The 18,742-nt window shown below is 58.9% G+C and carries 15 protein-coding genes and 1 other RNA gene; 6 read left to right on the top strand and 10 right to left on the bottom strand.

Translation table 11 applies throughout. The annotated features are described in order from the left end of the window. Positions 1-2 precede the first annotated feature (2 nt). The 4 genes from GA566_RS09585 (at position 3) to bamE (ending at position 7,765) form a co-directional block, all read left to right on the top strand. Complete coding sequence (locus GA566_RS09585) at positions 3-2,957, top strand: PD-(D/E)XK nuclease family protein (protein ID WP_160472615.1); 2,955 nt, start codon at positions 3-5, stop codon at positions 2,955-2,957. Next, complete coding sequence (locus GA566_RS09580; protein WP_160472614.1) at positions 2,954-6,532, top strand: exodeoxyribonuclease V subunit beta; 3,579 nt, start codon at positions 2,954-2,956, stop codon at positions 6,530-6,532. The genes GA566_RS09585 and GA566_RS09580 overlap by 4 nt, the downstream gene beginning before the upstream one ends. A gap of 602 nt (positions 6,533-7,134) precedes the next feature. Further along, positions 7,135-7,419, top strand: a complete 285-nt coding sequence (locus GA566_RS09575; RefSeq protein WP_160472613.1) for a hypothetical protein — start codon at positions 7,135-7,137, stop codon at positions 7,417-7,419. 46 nt (positions 7,420-7,465) lie between these two features. Further along, positions 7,466-7,765, top strand: a complete 300-nt coding sequence (gene bamE / locus GA566_RS09570; protein ID WP_160472612.1) for an outer membrane protein assembly factor BamE — start codon at positions 7,466-7,468, stop codon at positions 7,763-7,765. Between the two features lie 82 nt (positions 7,766-7,847). On the opposite strand, the gene GA566_RS09565 is transcribed toward bamE, so the two are convergent. Next, entirely contained in the window at positions 7,848-9,590 is a 1,743-nt protein-coding gene (locus GA566_RS09565) for an ATP-dependent endonuclease (protein ID WP_160472611.1), read from the bottom strand. Between the two features lie 348 nt (positions 9,591-9,938). Continuing rightward, positions 9,939-10,364: a hypothetical protein gene (locus GA566_RS09560; RefSeq protein WP_160472610.1), complete on the bottom strand. Its 426-nt coding sequence runs from the start codon at positions 10,362-10,364 to the stop codon at positions 9,939-9,941. A 69-nt stretch (positions 10,365-10,433) separates the two neighbouring features. On the opposite strand from GA566_RS09560, the gene GA566_RS09555 reads away from it, so the two are divergent. Together GA566_RS09555 and GA566_RS09550 are read left to right on the top strand one after the other, a co-directional pair. Continuing rightward, a complete protein-coding gene (locus tag GA566_RS09555) occupies positions 10,434-11,150 on the top strand; it encodes a hypothetical protein (protein ID WP_160472609.1) in 717 nt (238 codons plus the stop codon). Positions 11,151-11,185: 35 nt separating this feature from the next. Next, complete coding sequence (locus GA566_RS09550; RefSeq protein WP_160472608.1) at positions 11,186-11,605, top strand: hypothetical protein; 420 nt, start codon at positions 11,186-11,188, stop codon at positions 11,603-11,605. Between the two features lie 256 nt (positions 11,606-11,861). On the opposite strand, the gene GA566_RS09545 is transcribed toward GA566_RS09550, so the two are convergent. The 8 genes from GA566_RS09545 to ffs form a co-directional block, all read right to left on the bottom strand. Further along, positions 11,862-12,488 (bottom strand): recombinase family protein, encoded by a 627-nt coding sequence (locus GA566_RS09545; RefSeq protein WP_160472607.1) that lies wholly within the window; start codon positions 12,486-12,488, stop codon positions 11,862-11,864. Between the two features lie 461 nt (positions 12,489-12,949). Further along, entirely contained in the window at positions 12,950-13,648 is a 699-nt protein-coding gene (locus GA566_RS09540; protein WP_160472606.1) for a hypothetical protein, read from the bottom strand. 40 nt (positions 13,649-13,688) lie between these two features. Further along, complete coding sequence (locus GA566_RS09535) at positions 13,689-15,041, bottom strand: primase-helicase family protein (protein ID WP_160472605.1); 1,353 nt, start codon at positions 15,039-15,041, stop codon at positions 13,689-13,691. A gap of 262 nt (positions 15,042-15,303) precedes the next feature. Next, entirely contained in the window at positions 15,304-15,762 is a 459-nt protein-coding gene (locus GA566_RS09530; protein WP_160472604.1) for a hypothetical protein, read from the bottom strand. 11 nt (positions 15,763-15,773) lie between these two features. Next, entirely contained in the window at positions 15,774-16,004 is a 231-nt protein-coding gene (locus GA566_RS09525; RefSeq protein ID WP_160472603.1) for a hypothetical protein, read from the bottom strand. A 169-nt stretch (positions 16,005-16,173) separates the two neighbouring features. Beyond that, complete coding sequence (locus tag GA566_RS09520; protein WP_160472602.1) at positions 16,174-16,494, bottom strand: hypothetical protein; 321 nt, start codon at positions 16,492-16,494, stop codon at positions 16,174-16,176. A gap of 495 nt (positions 16,495-16,989) precedes the next feature. After that, on the bottom strand, positions 16,990-18,483 hold the full coding sequence (locus GA566_RS09515) for a site-specific integrase (RefSeq protein ID WP_160472601.1): 1,494 nt from the start codon (positions 18,481-18,483) through the stop codon (positions 16,990-16,992). A 99-nt stretch (positions 18,484-18,582) separates the two neighbouring features. After that, positions 18,583-18,681, bottom strand: an RNA gene (ffs, locus tag GA566_RS09510) — signal recognition particle sRNA small type. Positions 18,682-18,742 lie beyond the last annotated feature (61 nt).

Genomic DNA, 18,742 nt, shown 5'->3' with positions numbered 1-18,742 from the left:
CCATGACCCGGCTTTCTTTTCCCCCCGGCCCTTCGTTCCTGGAACAGGCCGCCACGGCTGCGTGGTATTTCCTTGACCGCTGCGGGCCGTCCGCGGCGGATGCGCACGTGGTCGTACCCACCGCCGCCCAGATTCCCGGCGTGCGCCAGGCCCTGGACGCCGCCGCGCGCGCCGCCGGGCAGCCCCGTCTGCTACCGCGCGTGCTGACGCTTGGCCATTGGCTCCTCGACCTGCCTCCCGATCTCGAAAGCGAACCGGTGCCGGCACGCAGCCACGCAGCCAGGCTGCTGGCCGTGCAGCAGGCCATCCGCGCGCAAGATTGGTTGCGCGAAGCGTTCGGCGCGCAGACCGAGGGTGCGGCCTGGGGGTTGGCGCAGACGCTGCTGTCGATCAGCGACGAATTGAGCGCACGCTGGCTGGAGGACGCCGCGATTCGCGAGGATGACGATATCGACGGCGATGACCGTGCGGCTCTGCTGCAAGGCGCGCTGCAACGTACCTACGCGCACCTGACCGAGCGGTTTCTCGGCCAGGAAGCACAGATCGTGCTGGCGTTCTGGCAGATGCTGTCCGGTCCGGAGGATCCACTGCCTGCACGCCGTCGCGCGCTGCAGCGTCTAGCGATGATGGTGCCCGGGCCGGTACTGTGGATCGGTCCGACGCCACCGGAGCCTATCGAAGCCGCGTTCCTGCGTCAGGCGGGCGAAGTCATGCCGACCATCGAGATCGGCTATGACTGGACCGGTGCGGCCGAGGGCGATGACCCGGACGGGGCGGGAGAGGGGGCCTGGTATCGCACGTTGCTGGCGCTGTGGCCCGAGGCATGCCGCGCGCATGATTCCGGCGAGGATGTGGAGGAATGGGATGCGGAATCCAGCGCCGCGCCGCCCCCCGTCTTGCCGCAAAGCCTGCCTGCGAAGCGACCGCGCGTGCGCGTCATCGGCAGCGCACGGTTCGAGGACGAGGCGGCGGCGGCGGCCGACCAGCTCGTTCAATGGCTCAACGAAGGCCGCAAGCACGTGGCGCTGGTGGCGCACGACCGGGTCGTGGCGCGGCGCACGCGCGCGCTGCTGACGCGTGCCGGCGCGCCTGTGCGCGACGAGACCGGCTGGAAACTCTCGACCACGCGTGCGGCGGCTGCGCTGATGCGCTGGTTCGACGTGCTTGTACGCGATGGCGACACGGCCGCGCTGCTCGATCTGCTCAAAAGCCCGTTTTGCCTGCCGGATGCTGCCCACCGTGGCGCCGCTATCGCGCTGCTGGAGCGCCAGATTCGCCGGGATGTGATCACTGGCGGCTGGTCACGTCTGCGGCATCTGTTTGCGGAGCGCCAGCGCACCGAGGAGTCCGGTTCCCAGACCGTTGTCGATATCGAGACCATGGAGGCCAGCGACGCCATGCTCGACATTCGCGCCGCCGCCAGAGCGCTGATCGCCACGCTGGCGGACGAAGCCGCGCAGTGGCCGCGCGGCCACGCCCAGCAGCCGTTGTCGGTCTGGCTGGAACGGCTCGATGCGATGCTCGACACGCTCGGCATGCGTGCGGCCTTGTCCGCCGATGATGCGGGGCAGCAGTTGCTGGACGCGCTGGCCCGGCTCGGTGAACTGGGAGAGGACGAGACCAGCGGCCACGCTACCCTGAACCAGCAGGAGTTCCGCGCGATGCTGTCGGCGCTGCTCGAATCGGTGGCCTACAAGGAGCCCGGCGCGCAGAGCCAGGCGCGCATCACGATCCTGCCGCTGAACGGTGCGCGCATGCGGCGCTTCGAGGGCGTGGTAGTGGTGGGCTGCGACGATGCGCAACTGCCCTCGCGTGCCGCCGAGCTGATGTTCTTTTCGAACCAGATGCGCCGCGAACTCGGCCTGGAAGACCGCGAGGCGCGTTTCGCGCAGCAGGCGCGGGATCTGGCCGAGGTGCTGCTCAACAACGATGACGTGGTGCTGACGTGGCAGCGTTTCGGCGGCCGGGGCGAGCCGCACCACGTTTCGGGCTGGATCGAGCGGTTGTCGGCCTGCTGTGCGCGGGCCGGGGCGCCGATCGAAGCCAGTGCCGTGCCGCAGTGGCTCGACACCTTCGCGCAGCCGGGCTACATGCCAGCGCCATCGGCCCCCGAGCGCGTGCCTGCACGCTGGAGCGCGGCCGCGTACAACATGCTGCGGCGCTGTCCGTACCAGTTCTTCGCCGGCCGCATGCTGGGGCTGGCTGGGCTGGACACGCTCAATGATGATCTTGAGAAGCGCGACATCGGCAACCTGTTGCACCGCGTGCTGCTGCAGTACCACGAGGAAGTCCACGCCAGCGGTGAACGCGACGATGCGCGCCGGCTGACGCGGTTGCGCGAGATCTCGGATACCGTGTTCGGCAAGCAAATGGCAGAGGACGGCAACGCCATTAGCTACTACCGTCGCTGGTGCGAGGTGCTGCCTTCCTATGTCGCGTGGCAGTCTGCTCGCGAGGAAATGGGCTGGTACTGGCGCGCTGGCGAACTCGATGCCGGCGTGGACATGGCGATGCCCGATGGCATGCCGCTGCGGCTCGGCGGACGGATCGACCGCGTGGACAAGGGGCCGGACGGCGCCCATGCCGTGCTCGACTACAAGACGCAGCCAGCCAGCCGCCTGCGGCGCAAGGTGGGCGATGCCGAGGAAGACTGCCAGCTCGCGTTCTATGGGCTGTTGCGTGCGGATGCCGTGGCCGGCAGTTGGGTGTCGCTCGAAGGCGTGAAGCAGGGCGGCAGGGATAGCACGCCGGGCGCGCAACGCGAAATCGACCTGCCCGAGTTCCAGGCCGCCGTGACCTGGCTCGAACGCCAGTTGCGGCGGGACGTGGGCCGTCTGCGGCAGGGCGCCAAACTACCCGCCTTCGGCGATGCCGCCGCCTGTACGTATTGCGAAGCCCGCGGCCTGTGCCGCAAGGGCTTCTGGGAATCCACCGCCTTGCCGGACCTGCAGTCATGACCGCCAGCCCATCGATCCATGCCTATCTGCGCGACGGTGAACCCGTTGGCGAGGCCGATTTCACGCGCGCGGCCTGCGATCCGGCGCGATCCGTCGTGGTCGAAGCCTGCGCGGGCAGCGGCAAGACCTGGCTGCTGGTGGCGCGACTCGTGCGCCTGCTGCTGGCCGGCGCCGCGCCGCACGAGATCCTGGCGATCACGTTCACGCGCAAGGCTGCCGAGGAAATGCGTGAGCGTCTGCTGGAGGTGCTGTCGCAACTCGCCAGCGGCACCGACGAGGCTGTGCTGGGCCAACTTGAAATGCGGGGACTGACCGCCGACGCCGCGCGTGCTGCCTTGCCACGCGCGCGTCAACTGCATGCGCAGGTGCTGGCATCGCCGGGCCGCATGGCCATTGATACGTTCCACGGATGGTTTGGCACGCTGCTGCGTGGCGCGCCGCTCTCGTCGGGCATCGTGCCCGGAGCGTCGCTGCGCGAGGATGCGCTGCGCATGAAGCGCGAGGCGTGGGCGCCGTTCTGGCGCGCGCTGGCGCATCCGCAGCATGCCGAACTGCGCGAAGCGTACGAGCAACTGGTCGATGCCATCGGCGATTTCCAGGCGCGTGGGCTGCTCGACCGCATGTTCCACGCCCGCAACGAGTGGATGGCGTTCCGCGAGGCTGGCGATCCCGCACGGCTTCTGGCGGACGATCTGGGCGAGGATGCCACGTCCGATGTCCTGGTCGAGGCATTGGCCGACGACGAATGGCTCGACGAATGTGCGCAGTTGGCGCAGACGCTGGGGCGGGGCGGCAAAACCGAGCAGGGCCATGCCGGCCGGCTCGCGGAGGGCATTGCAGCCATCCGCGCGTGGCGCGAGGCAGGCGCCGGAGCCGGTGACGCGGCCACGCAAGCCTTCAACGTGCTGCGCAGCGCCTTTTTCACCGATGCCGGCAAGCCGCGTTCGATGAAACGTACGAGTGCGCTGGTCAAGGCGTGCGGCAGCGAGGGCAGCGCCGATGAACTGGTGGCCTGCATGACGGTGCACTGCGAGCGGCTCGAGGAGATCGGGGCGCGACGCTGCGAGGCGGCAGTGCTCGCCATCAACCTCGCGTTGTACCGGCTTGGCGACGCGCTGCTGGATCGCTACCAGCGCTATAAGGGCGAGCAGCGGGCGATGGATTTCGCGGACCTCGAATGGCTGGCCGCAAAGCTGATGGCCAGCGAGGAAACCGCCACCTATCTGCAGGTGCGGCTCGATGCGCGCTATCGGCACCTGTTGCTCGACGAATTCCAGGACACCAATCCGCTGCAGTGGCGCATCCTGCAGGGGTGGCTGGCGGGCTATCAGGGACTGGGCGACAAACCGACCGTGTTTCTCGTCGGCGATCCCAAGCAGTCGATCTATCGCTTCCGTCGTGCCGACGCGCGCCTGTTCGACGCGGCGCGCGACATGCTGCAAGCGGCGTTTCACGCGGGCGTGCTGCGCACGAACCGAACGCGCCGCAATCGGCCCGAGGTGCTGGATTGGGTCAACGCCGTGTTCGACCACGCCCGCAACGAGGGCCGCTATCCGCTCTACGAGACGCAGACCACGGCGCTGACGCAGCCGGGCGGACCGGTGTGGCTGTTGCCATTGGTCGAAGCTGGTGACGCTGCGGAAGACGATGCTGACAAGGAAGATGCTGCCGAAGACGGCCATCGCGATACGCTGACGCAGCCGCGTCGCCAGCAGGGGGATTCGCTGCGTCTGGAGGAGGGCCGTCGCGTGGCTGCGTGGCTGCATTACCTGCGTGATCAAGTGCCCGTGCGCGAGGGCGACAAGGAGCGTCGCGCCGGCTGGCGTGACATGCATCTGCTGGTGCGCCGCAAGACCTATCTGCCCGACTATGAAAGGGCGCTGCGCGAGGCCGGCATCCCGTGCCTGAGCCCTCGGCGCGGCGGGCTGCTGACCACGCTGGAAGCGCTCGACATCTCGGCCTTGCTGGCATTCCTGATGACGCCGGAGTCAGATCTCGATCTCGCTCACGTGCTCAAGAGTCCGATTGTCGGCGCTACCGACGACGACCTGATGATGCTGGCCGCGCAGGAAGGCGAGGGCGGCTGGTGGGCGCGCATCGAGGCGCTGGGGCTGCCCGCGTTGGTGTCCGATGCACTGCGCGATGGGGTAGAGCGGTTGCGCGCCTGGCTAGCGCTGGCGCCGCACAAGCCGGTCCATGACCTGATCGACCGGATCTATCACCAGGGCGAGGTGCGCCGCCGCTATGCGGAAGCCGCGCCGTCGGCCATCCGCGAGCAGGTGCTGGCCAATCTCGACGCGTTCCTGAAGCTGTCGCTCGACCTCGACGGCGGCCGATATCCGAGCCTGCCGAAGTTCATCGACGAATTGCAGGAAATTCGCCGGGGAGAGGAAGACGAGAGCCCCGACGAGGGCGGGATGGGCGAAGGCACCGAAGACACCGACGCCGAACCCGACGATAGCGGGGACAGCCAGCTCGATGCCGTGCATATCCTCACCGTCCACGCGGCCAAGGGGCTCGAAGCGCCGTTCGTGGTGCTGCTCGACGCCAATCACAGTAATCCGGCCGCGGATCGGGGCGGCATCCTCGTCGACTGGCCGCCAGCCTCGGCCGTGCCCCAGCATTTTTCGGCCTACGGCAAGCGCAGCGAACGCGGGCTGGCGCGCGCGCCGATGTTCGAAGCGGAAGCCGCATTGGCCGAGCGCGAGAACTGGAATTTGCTCTACGTGGCGATGACTCGCGCGCAACAGGGGCTGCTGGTCAGCGGCGTGAAAGGGCGCGTGAGCAAGGCTGCACAGGAGGAGGCGGGCGCCGAAATCGCGGGCAGTTGGTATGTGCGGCTCGCGGCGGCAGGGGTGGGCGCTGAGGTGGGCGCCTGGCCCGAGGCCGATATCGCTGCCGTGGATACACTCGCCCCGGTCAGCGAACGCATTCGCTATGCGGACTTCCGGCTGCGGTATCGCGGTGCGGGAGAGGAGGTTCTCGACGATGCCCTCGAGGAGGATGCCGAAGAGATCGTATTCGATGCCGCTGCCGCAGCGCATGGCGAACTCGTCCACGCTTTGCTGGAGCGCCTGACGCGCTATCCGGACGCCCACGCGGCAGTGCCTGATGTAGAAACGATCATGCGCTGGTTCCCGCTGGCGGGTGCCGGTGCGCCGCAGGCGCGCGAGCGCTGGCAGCAACAGGCAGAGGCGGCGCTGGCGGACCTGCGCACGATGCTGGCGGCGCCGGGCTTGCGGCCGTTGCTGTTCCCGAGTGACGCGGTGTCGGCGCGCAACGAAGTGGAGCTGTACGACGGCCGTGGCCGCTTGCTGCGTATCGACCGGCTCGTGGAATTCAACGACCGCGTAGTGATCATCGACTACAAGCTGCGGCTCTTGCCCCAGGAGCACGCTGCCTACGGCGCCCAGTTGGCCCGCTACGTGGCCGCCGTGCAGCCAATGTTCCCGGACAGGCGGATCGAGGCAGGCGTGGCAACCGCTGCCGGCGAGTGGATCGATGCCGGGCAACTACGCATGGCACCGCGTTCTCCGGCCCCGATTTCCACGTCGCAGCAAGGGAGTTTGTTCTGAGGGGGATTGGGCGCAGAATAGGCCAACGTTTCTAGCCCACTCTGTTTTCGCTCCCCTCTCCCGCGAGCGGGAGAGGGGCTGGGGGAGAGGGCCAGCAGTTCAAATTGCGACAAGTTGGCAAGCAGAACCGCATTGCCCTCTCCCCCGACCCCTCTCCCACGTAGTGGGAGAGGGGAGCAAACAGCGGGAGAAAAGAAGGGCTCGCGCTTCATCAATGCGATGGCGCGAAGATTCTGAATGAGCAGGAAGGCGCGGAGAAGTCCGCAAGAACAACAAGAAAAACAAGAAAAACAAGAAGGGGGACGAGCCTGACCGTTGTCACCCATGAAATTATTCCCTTGTAAATCAAACACTTGCCAGATAATTGGTTAGTGAGGTGACGCCTTCAGGTGACACACCAATCCCGAGTTTAACAGACAAAAGCCTACGCCATGTGGGGGGTTTGCCACATCTAGACGGAATGCTAGGGTGCCCATTTCATCACTAAAATGAGGGGCAATATGGGTCCGATTGGGAGGTGGGCTGCGGCAGTAGCACTGTCGGCAGCTTCTTTGTCGGCGCTGGGCGCAGATCAAGGGCTACGACAGCCGAAGAAAGCGGAGATGGCAGCCATCACACAGGCAATCAAGGATCAAGTTAAAGACCCGGACAGCGTGAGACTACGCGGGGTTATGGCGGTGCAAGAGGAGGGGGTGACGAAATTCTGTGGCGAGGTAAATGCGAAGAACTCCTACGGCGGCTATGTCGGGTTCAAACCGTTTTACGCGTTCATGTTGATCAGCGGTGCGAAGCCCGTGTATGCCTCGGTGTCTGGCCTTGGCGACGATGTTAGCTCGCAGTCGGCGGTGATCATGTGCAAAAAGCTGGGCTATGAGCCTCGGACATAGGCACGCATCTTCCTACCTACCTTTTTGACACCACACGGGTTCACTGATGAACAAGTTTATTCGAGCAGTAGTAGTTGCGGTTGTAGCAGTTTGGCTAACAGGCTGTGCCACAGCAGGAAGCGGCAAGATCGACTGGAATAATGCGCGGCAGGTCAAAGACGGTATGACCAAAAAGGAGGTCGCGGCGTTGATGGGCACGCCTTATCAAGTCGTTGCTCGTAACGATGGCACTCAGCGTTATGTTTGGGTCAACGTCAATCTGTTCAGTGGCACCCAGTCCGCTGCATTGGACTTCGATAGGGACGGGAAAGTAGTGAAGGCGTTCCAGATACCGGACAACTTTTGAGTCTACGCCTGAGGCAAAGTCTGGAAGGACGGACGCGGTAATAATCCCTCCAGACTCGAAGCAGTGCAGTGCGCACAGATGCCTACGCTTCGGGCGGGGTTGGCTCCGGCAGTTGATTCCACTTTCGTATCTCCGCGCACAGTTCAGACACCTTTGCATTCAATTCCGGGTCCGCTGTCAGATTGTCTTTGGTGACGAAATCGCGGAACGATTCTGCCAGCACGGCCTTCTGTTTCGACATTTTTTTCCCGAAGCCACTCTTTCGGGCGTCAAGATAGTCGAATACCGAAACAAACCGCTCTGGCGGTGTCTTTAGCTTTATTTCCTTTCCTTCTGCCCACGCTTTTAGGCATGAGAACGGTACGCAATTTTCGATTTCTCTCCCAGAGGTTACCCAAGCAATTCCTCCCATACTTTTTACTTCACTAATTATGCGTTGCTTGGTATCGTTAAGTGGATCATCGGCAGTCCGCTTATCGCTATCGATGATGACAGCCGCGTTCCGATTGACCCGCAGAATCGATACGCCTTCTACAGTATCACTATCCGTTTCATCTGCGGAAAGATGGGAAAGTAAGCGCCCCCCATAAAAAACGCATTGATAGTGAATGCCTTCTGTTAATTCGCCATCAGAATATAAATTTATCCAATGGTTGATGTAAACTCTGTCTGATGGTCCTTCGACCCAGATAATCCCGTTGGCCTGTAGAAGATCACTTGCGCGAATATCTAAGTCATCCAGAATGCCTCTGTGCGCGACGTATGCTTCCACTCGAGTACATTTTGATTCGGTGCCGTCGTGAGTGACATGGTATATAGACGACTCTTGACGCTTGTTGAATAGATCAATCGCGATGCTGGAGTGGGTGGTGAGGAAGACCGGGAAGTTATGTTCGATTGATTTTTTGTAGATATAGTCGAGCAGACGACGTTGAAGTGCGGGGTGTAAATTATTTTCTAGCTCTTCAAATGCCATGATAAATGTATCAAGCGATTTGTCAAGTATATGCGGAACAAGGTGAATAAAGCAAAGTGTCGCTATAACCGTCTTTAGCCCGCTACCTGACTGGGAGAGTGCAATCAGCCCTTTTTTGTGCTCGGCGAGAAATATTTCCCATGCGTTATTCTCTTGTTGGCGACAAATAATCTCATCGAAGCTGGTGTCGGGGTTGAAAATGCGATTAAGAGCGTTGAGCAGTTCGACGCGAATGAGATCGCGAGGAAGGTGTGACTTATTGAGATACCTCTGTATCGCCGATGTTATGCCTGTTCCATTCCATTGAATGTTCTGGTTGGAGTCGGTTTCCGGCGAGATGTCACGCTCGGCATTCAGCCTAATAAAAGTTCGACCGATCAATGGATTCCGCTCCGGTCGATTCGCAAGCGCCTGGAGAAATCGATGAGCATGCTGCACCTCCTCGCGATAATCTCGTTCAGGACATTCTAGGTCTAGGATTCGGCTAAATTCTCGAGCGTCATTTTGTCCTAGCAGTGCGACTAGGCGCTTACCTTCGAACTGGCGTCCATATGCATAGTAGTTTCCCATGCTGTCATTGGATTGGTTCGACGGAAAGGTAAATTTTATTTCTTCGGGAGAAATTGTTGTCTCGGTTGTGACGATGGTTGGCTTGCGGTTGTGCCACTGTATTTCGTTGGCAACGAGATTTCGTTCTACAACTAGGCTGACTAAGTCTATTAGTGCCGATTTTCCTGAGTTGTTTCGGCCTACCAGTATATTTATATTGTCAATCCGTGGGAAGCCTTGTGGGGTAGGGCCGAAACTCTTGAAATTTGCAACCCGTAGCGCCATGTCGATAAGTGGCATATGCTCTCTGTTGTTTTTAATGTTGCTGCGAGCCAATACTAGATTTCGATGAAAAAGTAAGTAATTGCCTTATCGCCTCTGCGATACTCTGGCCGTGTAGCGAATTTGTCTGCAGTCGATGTCAAAGAGTAGACGTCTCTTACCTTTAGCAATTTCCAGCCTGCACGCTCACCGCTTTCGCTACCCCCCGAAACTTGATAGCAGCGCAAAATTTCATCACCGTCCTTGTCTCGACCATACGCGTGAGGTTCCACAAGGCGAGAATACCCATGGTATCGAAGCTCAAGAAAGTTATGATTTCGAATGGCGTCCGCAATGATGAGATTCATATGTTGTTATCCCTATCGGTCAAAGTGGGTAGGCATTGCCACTTGCATATAGGTGTCCACAACTAGTGCAGACTTTTTTGTCGAAAGTCTTCTCCACCAACTGGCGCTTCCGGTGGTCGCTCTCCCAGCAACGCAAGCAGTATGGGATGCCGGTTGGCTTGCCGTCCGCGCCCACCTCGTAGAATGCATCACTAAAACGCACCAAGGTGTCTTTGCTTTGAAACGCCTCTTCCAGCTCAGCGATTCTCTTGTCTTTCGCGGCCAGCGTCTCTTGGACTTCTACAAGTTCGATTTTTGTGTCGGCCAGCGCGCCGATCAAGTCCGCGAGCTTGCTCTTCAACTCTGCTCTCTCAAGTGATAGATCGCTCTCCCGGAGGAATTTGGCGATGTCCGTGGCGGTCTTGACGCTGCTCAGGACGGTTGCAACAGTGGCGAGGTCTGGCATATTACTGGGGAGGTGGTTGCCGAGTCAGATCAAGAATACAACAGCCTAAACATCCGTACAGGAGTCCATATGATCGCCCAAGAGGAAGTGGAAGACATCGTCGGTCGTCTTCAGGAGGAACTGAAGCTACCCAACGGATTTTTCCAAAAGCTTCGGGACGAGGATGATTGGTCGTTTGTTATCAAGCTGCATGCCATGCTTGAGGCAGCATTGGGGCACGTGATAGTCCACAGGTTGGGCTACGATGCGCTTGCAGACGCCGTGAGCTATATGGACATGAGCGACAAGCGGAAGGGCAAGGTTGTCATAGCCGCTGCCCTTGGGATGCTTGTGAGCCATGAGATAACGTATTGCGACGTGCTCTCTGAGCTTCGAAATGTTTGTGCCCACGACATCCGCGAATCAGTGGCGTTCGATCTGGTCAAGACCTGTGCCGCGATGAAGCCTAGCCAGCGTGGGAAATTCATAAAAGGCGTCTGTGGTGATGACGGCAACGACAAGATTGAAGTGGCAGGCCGCGCTACGACTCGGAGCGAGGTGGCACTAGAAAACCCGAAATGGGCGCTATGGCATATCGGCATGTACGTGCTGGCACACCTGTGCTTACAGAAGGAAACAGAGGCATTGCGTCGCCAGTACGACGAAGCAGTGAAAAAGGGCTACGACAGTCTAGTGAAGCAGCGCGAGCAAGATACCGGACGAAGTTCACTGCTGGACGCGCTTATCCTTGCTCGAACACGGCAGGAGCAGGAGCAGGCAGGTAGCCAGAACAAGGAAGCCCTCTGACACTGCGCACCGTACGTCAACAAGAGAACAACAGCATGAGCAAATCAGTGAAATTCCTTTTCGCCTGCTGGGGGTGTGCGCTGGTCGCGCTCGCGGTCGGCTATGCGTATCAGTGGAAGCTAGAGCGGGACGTTAGGAATGCTGTCGCAGAGTGTGAAGCGGAAGGGGTGGCGAAAGTAGCGAAGGGTAAGGCTGAAGGAAAGGCTGGCGAGTGGGAAACTCTGTCCCTGATCTGTGACCCTGAGATGCTCTATAAGCTTAGCCGGGAGGGTGCTATACCGGGTGTACAGGGGCGAATCACGGATTTGCACACGGAGGTGGCACGGGGGGAAGTGAAATTCTTTGCTTATTTCACTGCAATGATGCTCGGGCTGTTGGGTCTGATGCCGCTCGTCTGGTATTTCCTCCTGCGACGACTCAGGGAGGTTTCAGCGGCTGTGCGGGGGAGTGACTAGTCCCATTTCTAGCGGGTACATTTTTTGAAAATTTTTTGGGGCGATTTCGCAGGGGGTGGGGGCTCTTTGAATCGTCCGTCAGAAATGTATCAACGGGCAGCGCGGGGAGCCATTGTCCACGGCGCCATTCAGCGCATGGCTACTCCCCCAAAACGCCACGTGGTAAGCGTTAAAATATTCAAAGGGGAGCCGCAAGGGCCAGGATGGGTCAAGGCTTCTCGAACGCTTTACGAGGCTGTAGAGCGGTCCTAGCACTTCAGACGCTTGCCCAGTTCTGCACAGGTGCGGACGCAGCAGAAGACAGCAGCACGTACCGTTTGATTGTGGACTCAGACAGTCCGAAGTGCTTGGCCGTGGCGCTAATGCTGGCAGCGTTCTCCATCCGCCATGCAGCTACAGCCTTAGCATCAGCCTTTACGGGACGGCCCAGCGATTCTTTTCCCCGATGTGTCTTGCCGGTGGCAGCCAATGCAGCCTTTGCAGTGTCGCGGCCAGCCGCTGTCCTCTCACGGATGCGGTTGCGTTCCATCTCAGCTACTTGTGCCAGCACGGCAACGATAAGCTCACCTACGCCCTTGCCAATGAGGCCAAGACCACGGACATCCACCTGTACGCCCTTGTCCAGTAGCGCACGGATAGTGGTTTGTACGTCGATAGCATCCCGTCCCAGTCGATCAACTGCATAGACGTGTACTACGTCGCCTTCACGCACATACGACAGCAGGGCAGCGAACCCGGGGCGGTTGGCAGCCAGTACGGCCCCCGACACCCCCTCATCCGAGAATTCCTTGTCGAACTTCAGTCCGTCACGTTGCATCGTCTGGCGCTGGGTCTCTACCGACTGCGACACGTCACTAACGCGGGTGTACAGGATGTTGGACATGGCTCGCTTTTGGTTCAGAAGATAGTGATTGTATTATGAGCCGGATCATAACAATGATCAACTATCTTTTGAGCTAGGTGAATCGTAGCTGTGGCTGGTGGCCCTTAAGGTACAAGTTTTGAACCCGCCATGCCGGGTATCGTTGCCCCCGCATCGATGTTGCCTGCATGACTGTGTTGCTCCGTAGCCTTAGGCCGTTTTCGCGGGCTTATCTCACGTAGCTAGGCGGGTTTGAGGGCGATAAAAGTGCGTGGAAAATGCGGTAAATCGTTGTTTTTCAACGTATTTTCCCCCGTAAATTGGGGGCGTTGTGACCCGCTTTCCGGTCTCTGGCTGAGACGTGACAAGGGTTTCGGGGTGATTCACGGTGGAAGATGGCGCTTCGGGAATCAATTCACGAAGAATGAACGCGCAGGTTTGCTTAACCAATCGCCCTTTGTCACAGGGTTGTCCAGGCGGAGTCAGAGCACGAAAGTGGCGCTTTCCTCGGGGTAGGGGAGATTCCATTGCACCGGCAGACCACGACGGGCAAACCGGATGTACTGCAGGTACTGAGGAAGGGCGTCCAAGTGAATCGCCACTAGTCCCACCTTGGCGTAGGCAATCATGGTGGCATAGGGCACCCGTTCTGCAAACACCACAATCATGTTCTGGGGCGTCAGCGCCGATTGCACAGCGGCCTGCTTGTACCGGCTGTGGCTGAATTGGTTCTGCAACATGTGGTACGTACCGAAGGGCTGACCGCGTAGGCTGCAATCACGACGCGCACGCGCTTCCGCGCTAGCGGCGGTCTTAACAGTCGTCTTGCAGTTGAGCGTCCCGCTTTTGGTTTCGACGTACAGGTCTAGCTCGACGTGGTGCCAGTCAGGCCGGGCGCTGAAGGTCGCGCCTGTCTTGTCTCGGAATTGCTGTAGCTGGCCGTCAAGACGGAAGTAGTCATTGCTGCGGACGAAGCCAAGGGCTTCAAGTGTTGGCGCAATACTGCGCTCGAATGCTGAATCGAAAGTTGTCATGTTCTCCTGTATGGCGTTGCCTATCCTCAGGCTGTCGCCTTCGTATGTAATAGAGAGTTCGCGCATCAGTGCATTAGCTGCATTAACGCCGTGAGTTTCCCGCAAACCGTTGTCCAGCAAGGGATGGCCGACTTCTTGGCTTTGCATTAAGGCTGCATTAGCGTTGCATCAGCACTGCATTAACGGTTCAGTACGTTGGCGACAGCACCGCCTGAATCGCTTTTGCTTCGTCTGGTTTCAACGCGCGGGCGCGCCTTCCGGTTGGGATCGGCTGCCACAGGTAGTGTTGAGTCTCGCCACAACCGGGAACTGCACGGCGCACTTGCTGGTAGTTCAGCGCCGCCATCTTTAGCTTGAGCAAATCGCCGTCCGGGCGGCGGCATCCCTGCTCGTCCAGATACTGCATCAGTTGATTGCCGTGGAAGATTTGCGAGTCTTGTACGTAGTCCTTTAGATGCGTTTCCAGTACGGTTGTGCTCAGTCCGACCATCTGTGCATGTGTGGCGGTTTTGACTGTAGACCCGTGCACAAAATCTCTGAGGTCTTCCTTGCTCAACCAGTGAAATAGGGTGGTCGGGGTGTCCGGGTGGTCTAGCCAGTCATTGAATCGCACAAAGAACGCCGCAGTCTCTTCCGGGCTGACTGTGTGCTGGCAGGGTTCGCAGACGTACAGGCGCCTGTCGCCTTCCTCAATTCGTAGCGGTCGCGGGTTGTTGCTGCAAATCATGATGCGGGCGTACACGTCACGTTGTACTGGCTTCTGTACGCCTTTCAACTCAACGGACATTGATGTTCGGGTGATGGCTTGCTTGAGCTTGTGATACGTGCTCTTGTTGTCTGCCGGTGCGTCATCAAAGGACACTAGCAGGTTGTCTGGCAGAACTTCTGAGAACTGCTTAAACGCAGGTGTGTATTCGTTGTGCTCCCACGTATGGCGATTGCCCAGTGCAGCGGACACCAGACGAAATAGCGACGATTTTCCCGTACCTTGAGCGCCAGTAATTACGACGGCCCACTGTGGGCGACGCGCCGGGTTCTGGATGATGTCGGCCATGAATTCCACTATGCGCTTCCTGTCCTCGTCATTCATGAATATGCGGTCCAGGTACTCACTCAGGATGTCAGGCATCACGAAGACATCCGGCACAGTTGGACGGAACGGTACGTAGGTGTTGGCGAACGTTGCGCCGCTATTGGTGAAAAACTTCTCAGGGATGGGGCGAAAGGACGAGCCGACAACGCGAGGCAACATCGGGATTAGCCGGTCTACAAGCGAACTGAGAAACTTCTGATACTCGCCCGTATCGACACGAACTTTGTTAGCACGTGCCCACGATGGGAATTCGTACTTGAAGTTTTCTGGTGCGGCGTTGTAGTTGCTGTCTGCGTGTAAGGCTTTGATGGGATGGCTGGAAACGTCGATGCACCATGACAGCTTCATCAAGTGCTCGGCATAGAGACCGATAACGTCTTTGGCAGGAAGGGTGGTGGTAGAGGTGTTGTCACTCCGAACGAGCGACAGGAGAGGTTGTGCTGTCATGAAAGTCCTTTTCAACTTGTGCGCCTACGGGGGCGGTAATGAGATTGCAGATGAATTGCGAGGCGCTGACGCCTGAGGATGTGGAGCGGGTGTACACGTCGTCCCACACCGATTCCGGTAGGTAGACGTAGCACCGAAGCAACTCCGTGCCTGACGCGGTTTGGACGCGCTGGCGGTTGTGTTTTGTCATGTATGTCCTTAAGCAAAAAAAGAACGGCCCACGAAGGACCGTCCAAAGGGTTCGCCTAATGAAGGGAGGCGATTATTTCGTCTTGCGTGCCGGGGCTGCTGGCTTCGTAAGGGTGGCGCAGTAGTACGAGGGCATGAACGCGCCAATGCCTTCCTCCGAGAGTCCATAGCCTTGCTTCACCCTGTGCTGGAATTCGGTCAAGAAAGTGAATGGGTCCGAGGCAATGACAGTCGCCGTCTCAGGCTCGGAATCTAGGAATTCCTGCCGTGCCTTGGCTGCTGCCAGAGCAGCTTCGTCGCGTTCGCGCTGACGCCGCTGGGCTTCTTCCCAATCCTTTCGCTTGATTTCGTCGTATTCCTCATCCGTCAGATATCGGAAGCTGGCCTCAGGCTCCGTCGTCACGGGTGGTTTGGAATCTTCGCGCAGGCTGGCTTCATAAACCGACATTGCGGTGGTCCATGCTTTACGCTCAGCAATTGAGACGTATCGGTCGGTGGGCAGCGGCTCCGGTTTAGTGATTGCAATGCTCATTGTTTTCTCTCTCAATTGGTGGCGTTAAACATCGGCTGGAACCGGAATGATTTGCCCGAGGGCAACACGGCAAAACCCGCGTGGAGCATGGCTAGGATCAGTCCCGCGAAAGAGATGCGTTTTTGCGTGACTCGTTCGAAGTGACGGCAGAGGGCCGATGGGGTCAGCGTGGAGTCAAAGCCTGACAGATCAGACTTGATGATTGCTGCAAGGTCATTTGCAGAGAGGTTTGCTTGGTTCATGAATAACTCCGGGTTTGATTCGGCAGACGCAAAAAGCCCATGCCGGACAAGATGTCGGGAGGGATTGCACTGCTGGGATTGGTTGAGAGTGCGGCGGAGGGCCGCTGGTGAGGCTGTAGGCTACTGGCGAGTGCCAGAGGCCAAGGGTGTGCGATGCAAGCAGTAAGGCTTACAGCAGAATTTCGAAGCCTCGCGGCGTGGTTAAGACTTGGCCTTCGTCACGCGAGAGCATGCCAACAAAGACGAGGCGGCAGATGGCTTGATAAATCTTTGACGGATGAGCGTCAGGGTGTTTGCACTTGTACAGGGCGAGCTTCACGCTGGTCGCGGTCCAATTGGCACCGCTGGGGGCGGGTAGCTGCGAGTCGTTCAGTAGCCTTGCCAGCTTGGCGTGTGTGAGTCCGGCGCGAATGCCATCAATGAGCAAACGGATGACGGCAAGATAGAACGCAAGGGAGTGCGTTTGACGGGGGTGATGCTTAGTAGGCAATAGGGTTCCTTTGAGATAGTGCTGTAGATAGAAGGCTTGACGGGAGCAAGAATTTTGCGCATAATGATAAATTACTTGCGTAGCTATTCGCTCGACAATAGTATTTTACCATAATTCGGCGCATCTGTCAATAGTGCGACGGATGGATTCTGTGCGATTATCGGTCTACTTCATTCTCGCCTGAGTCAATTCCTACCCGTACTGCGCCGAGTTCGGTCTGTAGGGCGTGATGAGTACTCTGGGCGTGGTTCAGCAGCTTAGCCACTGCGACGTGCAATGCGTCGTCTGATTTCGCAGCAACTACAGTTCCCATAGCTCTTATCTCAGTATCCTGTGTCCGACGGAAACGTGGGGGCATGGAAGTGAGGCGGTGATCGTGACGACTACGAGGTACAACTTAGGGGTGGGGCTGTTGGACGTCTGCGAGCAGATTGTGGGAATGCAGGCCACGCAGCGTGGCCTGCAGCGTCCAGTTTGCCAATATTGACGGGGCGGCTAGCCGCGTGCGTACACTCGATGCAGCAAAAGCTCCGGGTACTGAATCGCTTCCACGGCTTCTTGTAGCTCGTCATCTGCGAGGTGCGTGTACACGCGGGTGCCTACACTGCCTTGCACTTCGTGCCCGGTGATTTTGTCCTGAGTGGCGACGGGAACCTTTGCCCGATTCATCCTAGATCGCACCGTATGTCGGATGCTATGGAAGTCAGGTACGTCTACCTGGGATGTCTTGCGGTAGGTGCCGAACCAGTTGGAGAAGGGGCGTCCCGGCTTGTCTTCGCCTAGCTTAAGTGCAGGCCACAGGCGTTCTGCGCCTCGCTTGCGAACGTCTCGCACATAGTCTAGGAATCCAAGTCTGATAAGTTCGCTGTGCAAGGGAATGTTGCGTATGCTTGCGTCCGTCTTGACTGTCGATCCCTCGCCTACCTCGTTGATGCTTATGAACGGCACGCCATTGCGCTCTATCACATCAGATGCGCGAAGCTGGCAGAGTTCGCCGACACGGGAGCCGGTGAAAAATCCGAGCAGGGGAATCCAGTATCCCGCGTCTTTGCCTGCGTTCTGTTGCTTGGGCAGTTCGTACTGCGTGAACAGGGGCAGATTGAAAAGCGCCTTCACTTGCTCAGGCGTCCAAGGTTCCCGCTTGTTCTCCGTCTTATGCTTGATATCCAGTCCTTCCCAAGGATTCTTTTTTAACCATTCAAGGTCACGGGCAGCATAGTTGAGGAGCGTTTTTAGGGCGGTCAGCTTGTCATGGTGCGTTTTGGATGCTCCGCCTTGCTGTCGCAACCACGCCCTGAAGGCATCGCCCATATCACGGGTGATGTCCGCAAGCGTTGGGTTGCCTGCCTGCGTCTCGAAAGCCTTTAGAGCACGTTCTGTCGCGCGGATCGAATCGGGCTTGCGGTCTGATGATTCCTTCCAGCGATCGAACACATTGCGCAAGCGGCGTGGCTTGATGAGTTCGATTGCTTCTTTTGTCGGTGCAGGAGGTCGCAAGGCCAGTGGCGCATTCAGCGTCGCAAGCTCATGTATGTAGTGGTGGACTGCCTCGCCAGCGCCGGGAGTTGCTTCGTTAAAGCCGATGCCAATCCGCTCTCCTATCTGCTGCATCTCCGTCATACCCAAGCGGTACAGCGTACGGAACATAGCCCTACGCTGTCGAAGGTCTTCCCGCACGGATGATTGCTCCAGCACATCATGAAGGACTTGCTGTGCAATCACTTGCGCCATTTCTGGCGTGACAGTTTCCACCATCAACGGAGCCAGCGTCGCCCGCTGTTCGTCAAAGGTGCGGAGCCAATCGGCACGTAGCTGCGTGGCCTTGAGGTTGGCTTGCCTAAGGTCGGGGGTTCCGAGGGAGCAGTTTTCAGCCCAGTCGGAGGAATACAAGTGGCGGAGGTCTTTGGGTGCTCGAATCTTCCATTGCCAGATGTTGCTACCCCTGCGAGAGTAGACGCCAATGGCTTTTTTCATGGGATCAGTGGTCATCGGAGGTTGCTCAAGTGACACACTGAAAGGCACGCACACCGCTGTAAGTGCTTGATCTACCGTAGGATCTAGGCAGAATAAGGAACAAAAAGGGGGGAGGTGGACGAGCCTGACCCTCGGCACTGGTGGAAAACGGCTGTGGCTGCTTCGTTCCCGACCTGACCAGGTTGACCGCGCCACCATGCGAGGAGGCCCGTCCGACCGGCATTCTAACTCAATCTGAAGCGGCGGTCTGAATTTCGTTGTTATGCGATGTTTT

It is taken from the genome of Cupriavidus sp. SW-Y-13 (assembly GCF_009793345.1).
GTDB lineage: Bacteria > Pseudomonadota > Gammaproteobacteria > Burkholderiales > Burkholderiaceae > Cupriavidus.
The sequence above is the reverse complement of the archived record's forward strand: the minus strand, read 5'-3'. Positions and strand labels throughout refer to the sequence as shown.

What these genes read in the sequence shown, in the direction of transcription:
- GA566_RS09585 (WP_160472615.1), top strand. Translation starts at nt 3, where the DNA reads ATGACCCGGCTTTCTTTTCCCCCCGGCCCTTCGTTCCTGGAACAGGCC.
- GA566_RS09580 (WP_160472614.1), top strand. Translation starts at nt 2,954, where the DNA reads ATGACCGCCAGCCCATCGATCCATGCCTATCTGCGCGACGGTGAACCC.
- GA566_RS09575 (WP_160472613.1), top strand. Translation starts at nt 7,135, where the DNA reads ATGGCAGCCATCACACAGGCAATCAAGGATCAAGTTAAAGACCCGGAC.
- bamE (WP_160472612.1), top strand. Translation starts at nt 7,466, where the DNA reads ATGAACAAGTTTATTCGAGCAGTAGTAGTTGCGGTTGTAGCAGTTTGG.
- GA566_RS09565 (WP_160472611.1), bottom strand. Translation starts at nt 9,590, where the DNA reads ATGCCACTTATCGACATGGCGCTACGGGTTGCAAATTTCAAGAGTTTC.
- GA566_RS09560 (WP_160472610.1), bottom strand. Translation starts at nt 10,364, where the DNA reads ATGCCAGACCTCGCCACTGTTGCAACCGTCCTGAGCAGCGTCAAGACC.
- GA566_RS09555 (WP_160472609.1), top strand. Translation starts at nt 10,434, where the DNA reads ATGATCGCCCAAGAGGAAGTGGAAGACATCGTCGGTCGTCTTCAGGAG.
- GA566_RS09550 (WP_160472608.1), top strand. Translation starts at nt 11,186, where the DNA reads ATGAGCAAATCAGTGAAATTCCTTTTCGCCTGCTGGGGGTGTGCGCTG.
- GA566_RS09545 (WP_160472607.1), bottom strand. Translation starts at nt 12,488, where the DNA reads ATGTCCAACATCCTGTACACCCGCGTTAGTGACGTGTCGCAGTCGGTA.
- GA566_RS09540 (WP_160472606.1), bottom strand. Translation starts at nt 13,648, where the DNA reads ATGCAAAGCCAAGAAGTCGGCCATCCCTTGCTGGACAACGGTTTGCGG.
- GA566_RS09535 (WP_160472605.1), bottom strand. Translation starts at nt 15,041, where the DNA reads ATGACAGCACAACCTCTCCTGTCGCTCGTTCGGAGTGACAACACCTCT.
- GA566_RS09530 (WP_160472604.1), bottom strand. Translation starts at nt 15,762, where the DNA reads ATGAGCATTGCAATCACTAAACCGGAGCCGCTGCCCACCGACCGATAC.
- GA566_RS09525 (WP_160472603.1), bottom strand. Translation starts at nt 16,004, where the DNA reads ATGAACCAAGCAAACCTCTCTGCAAATGACCTTGCAGCAATCATCAAG.
- GA566_RS09515 (WP_160472601.1), bottom strand. Translation starts at nt 18,483, where the DNA reads ATGACCACTGATCCCATGAAAAAAGCCATTGGCGTCTACTCTCGCAGG.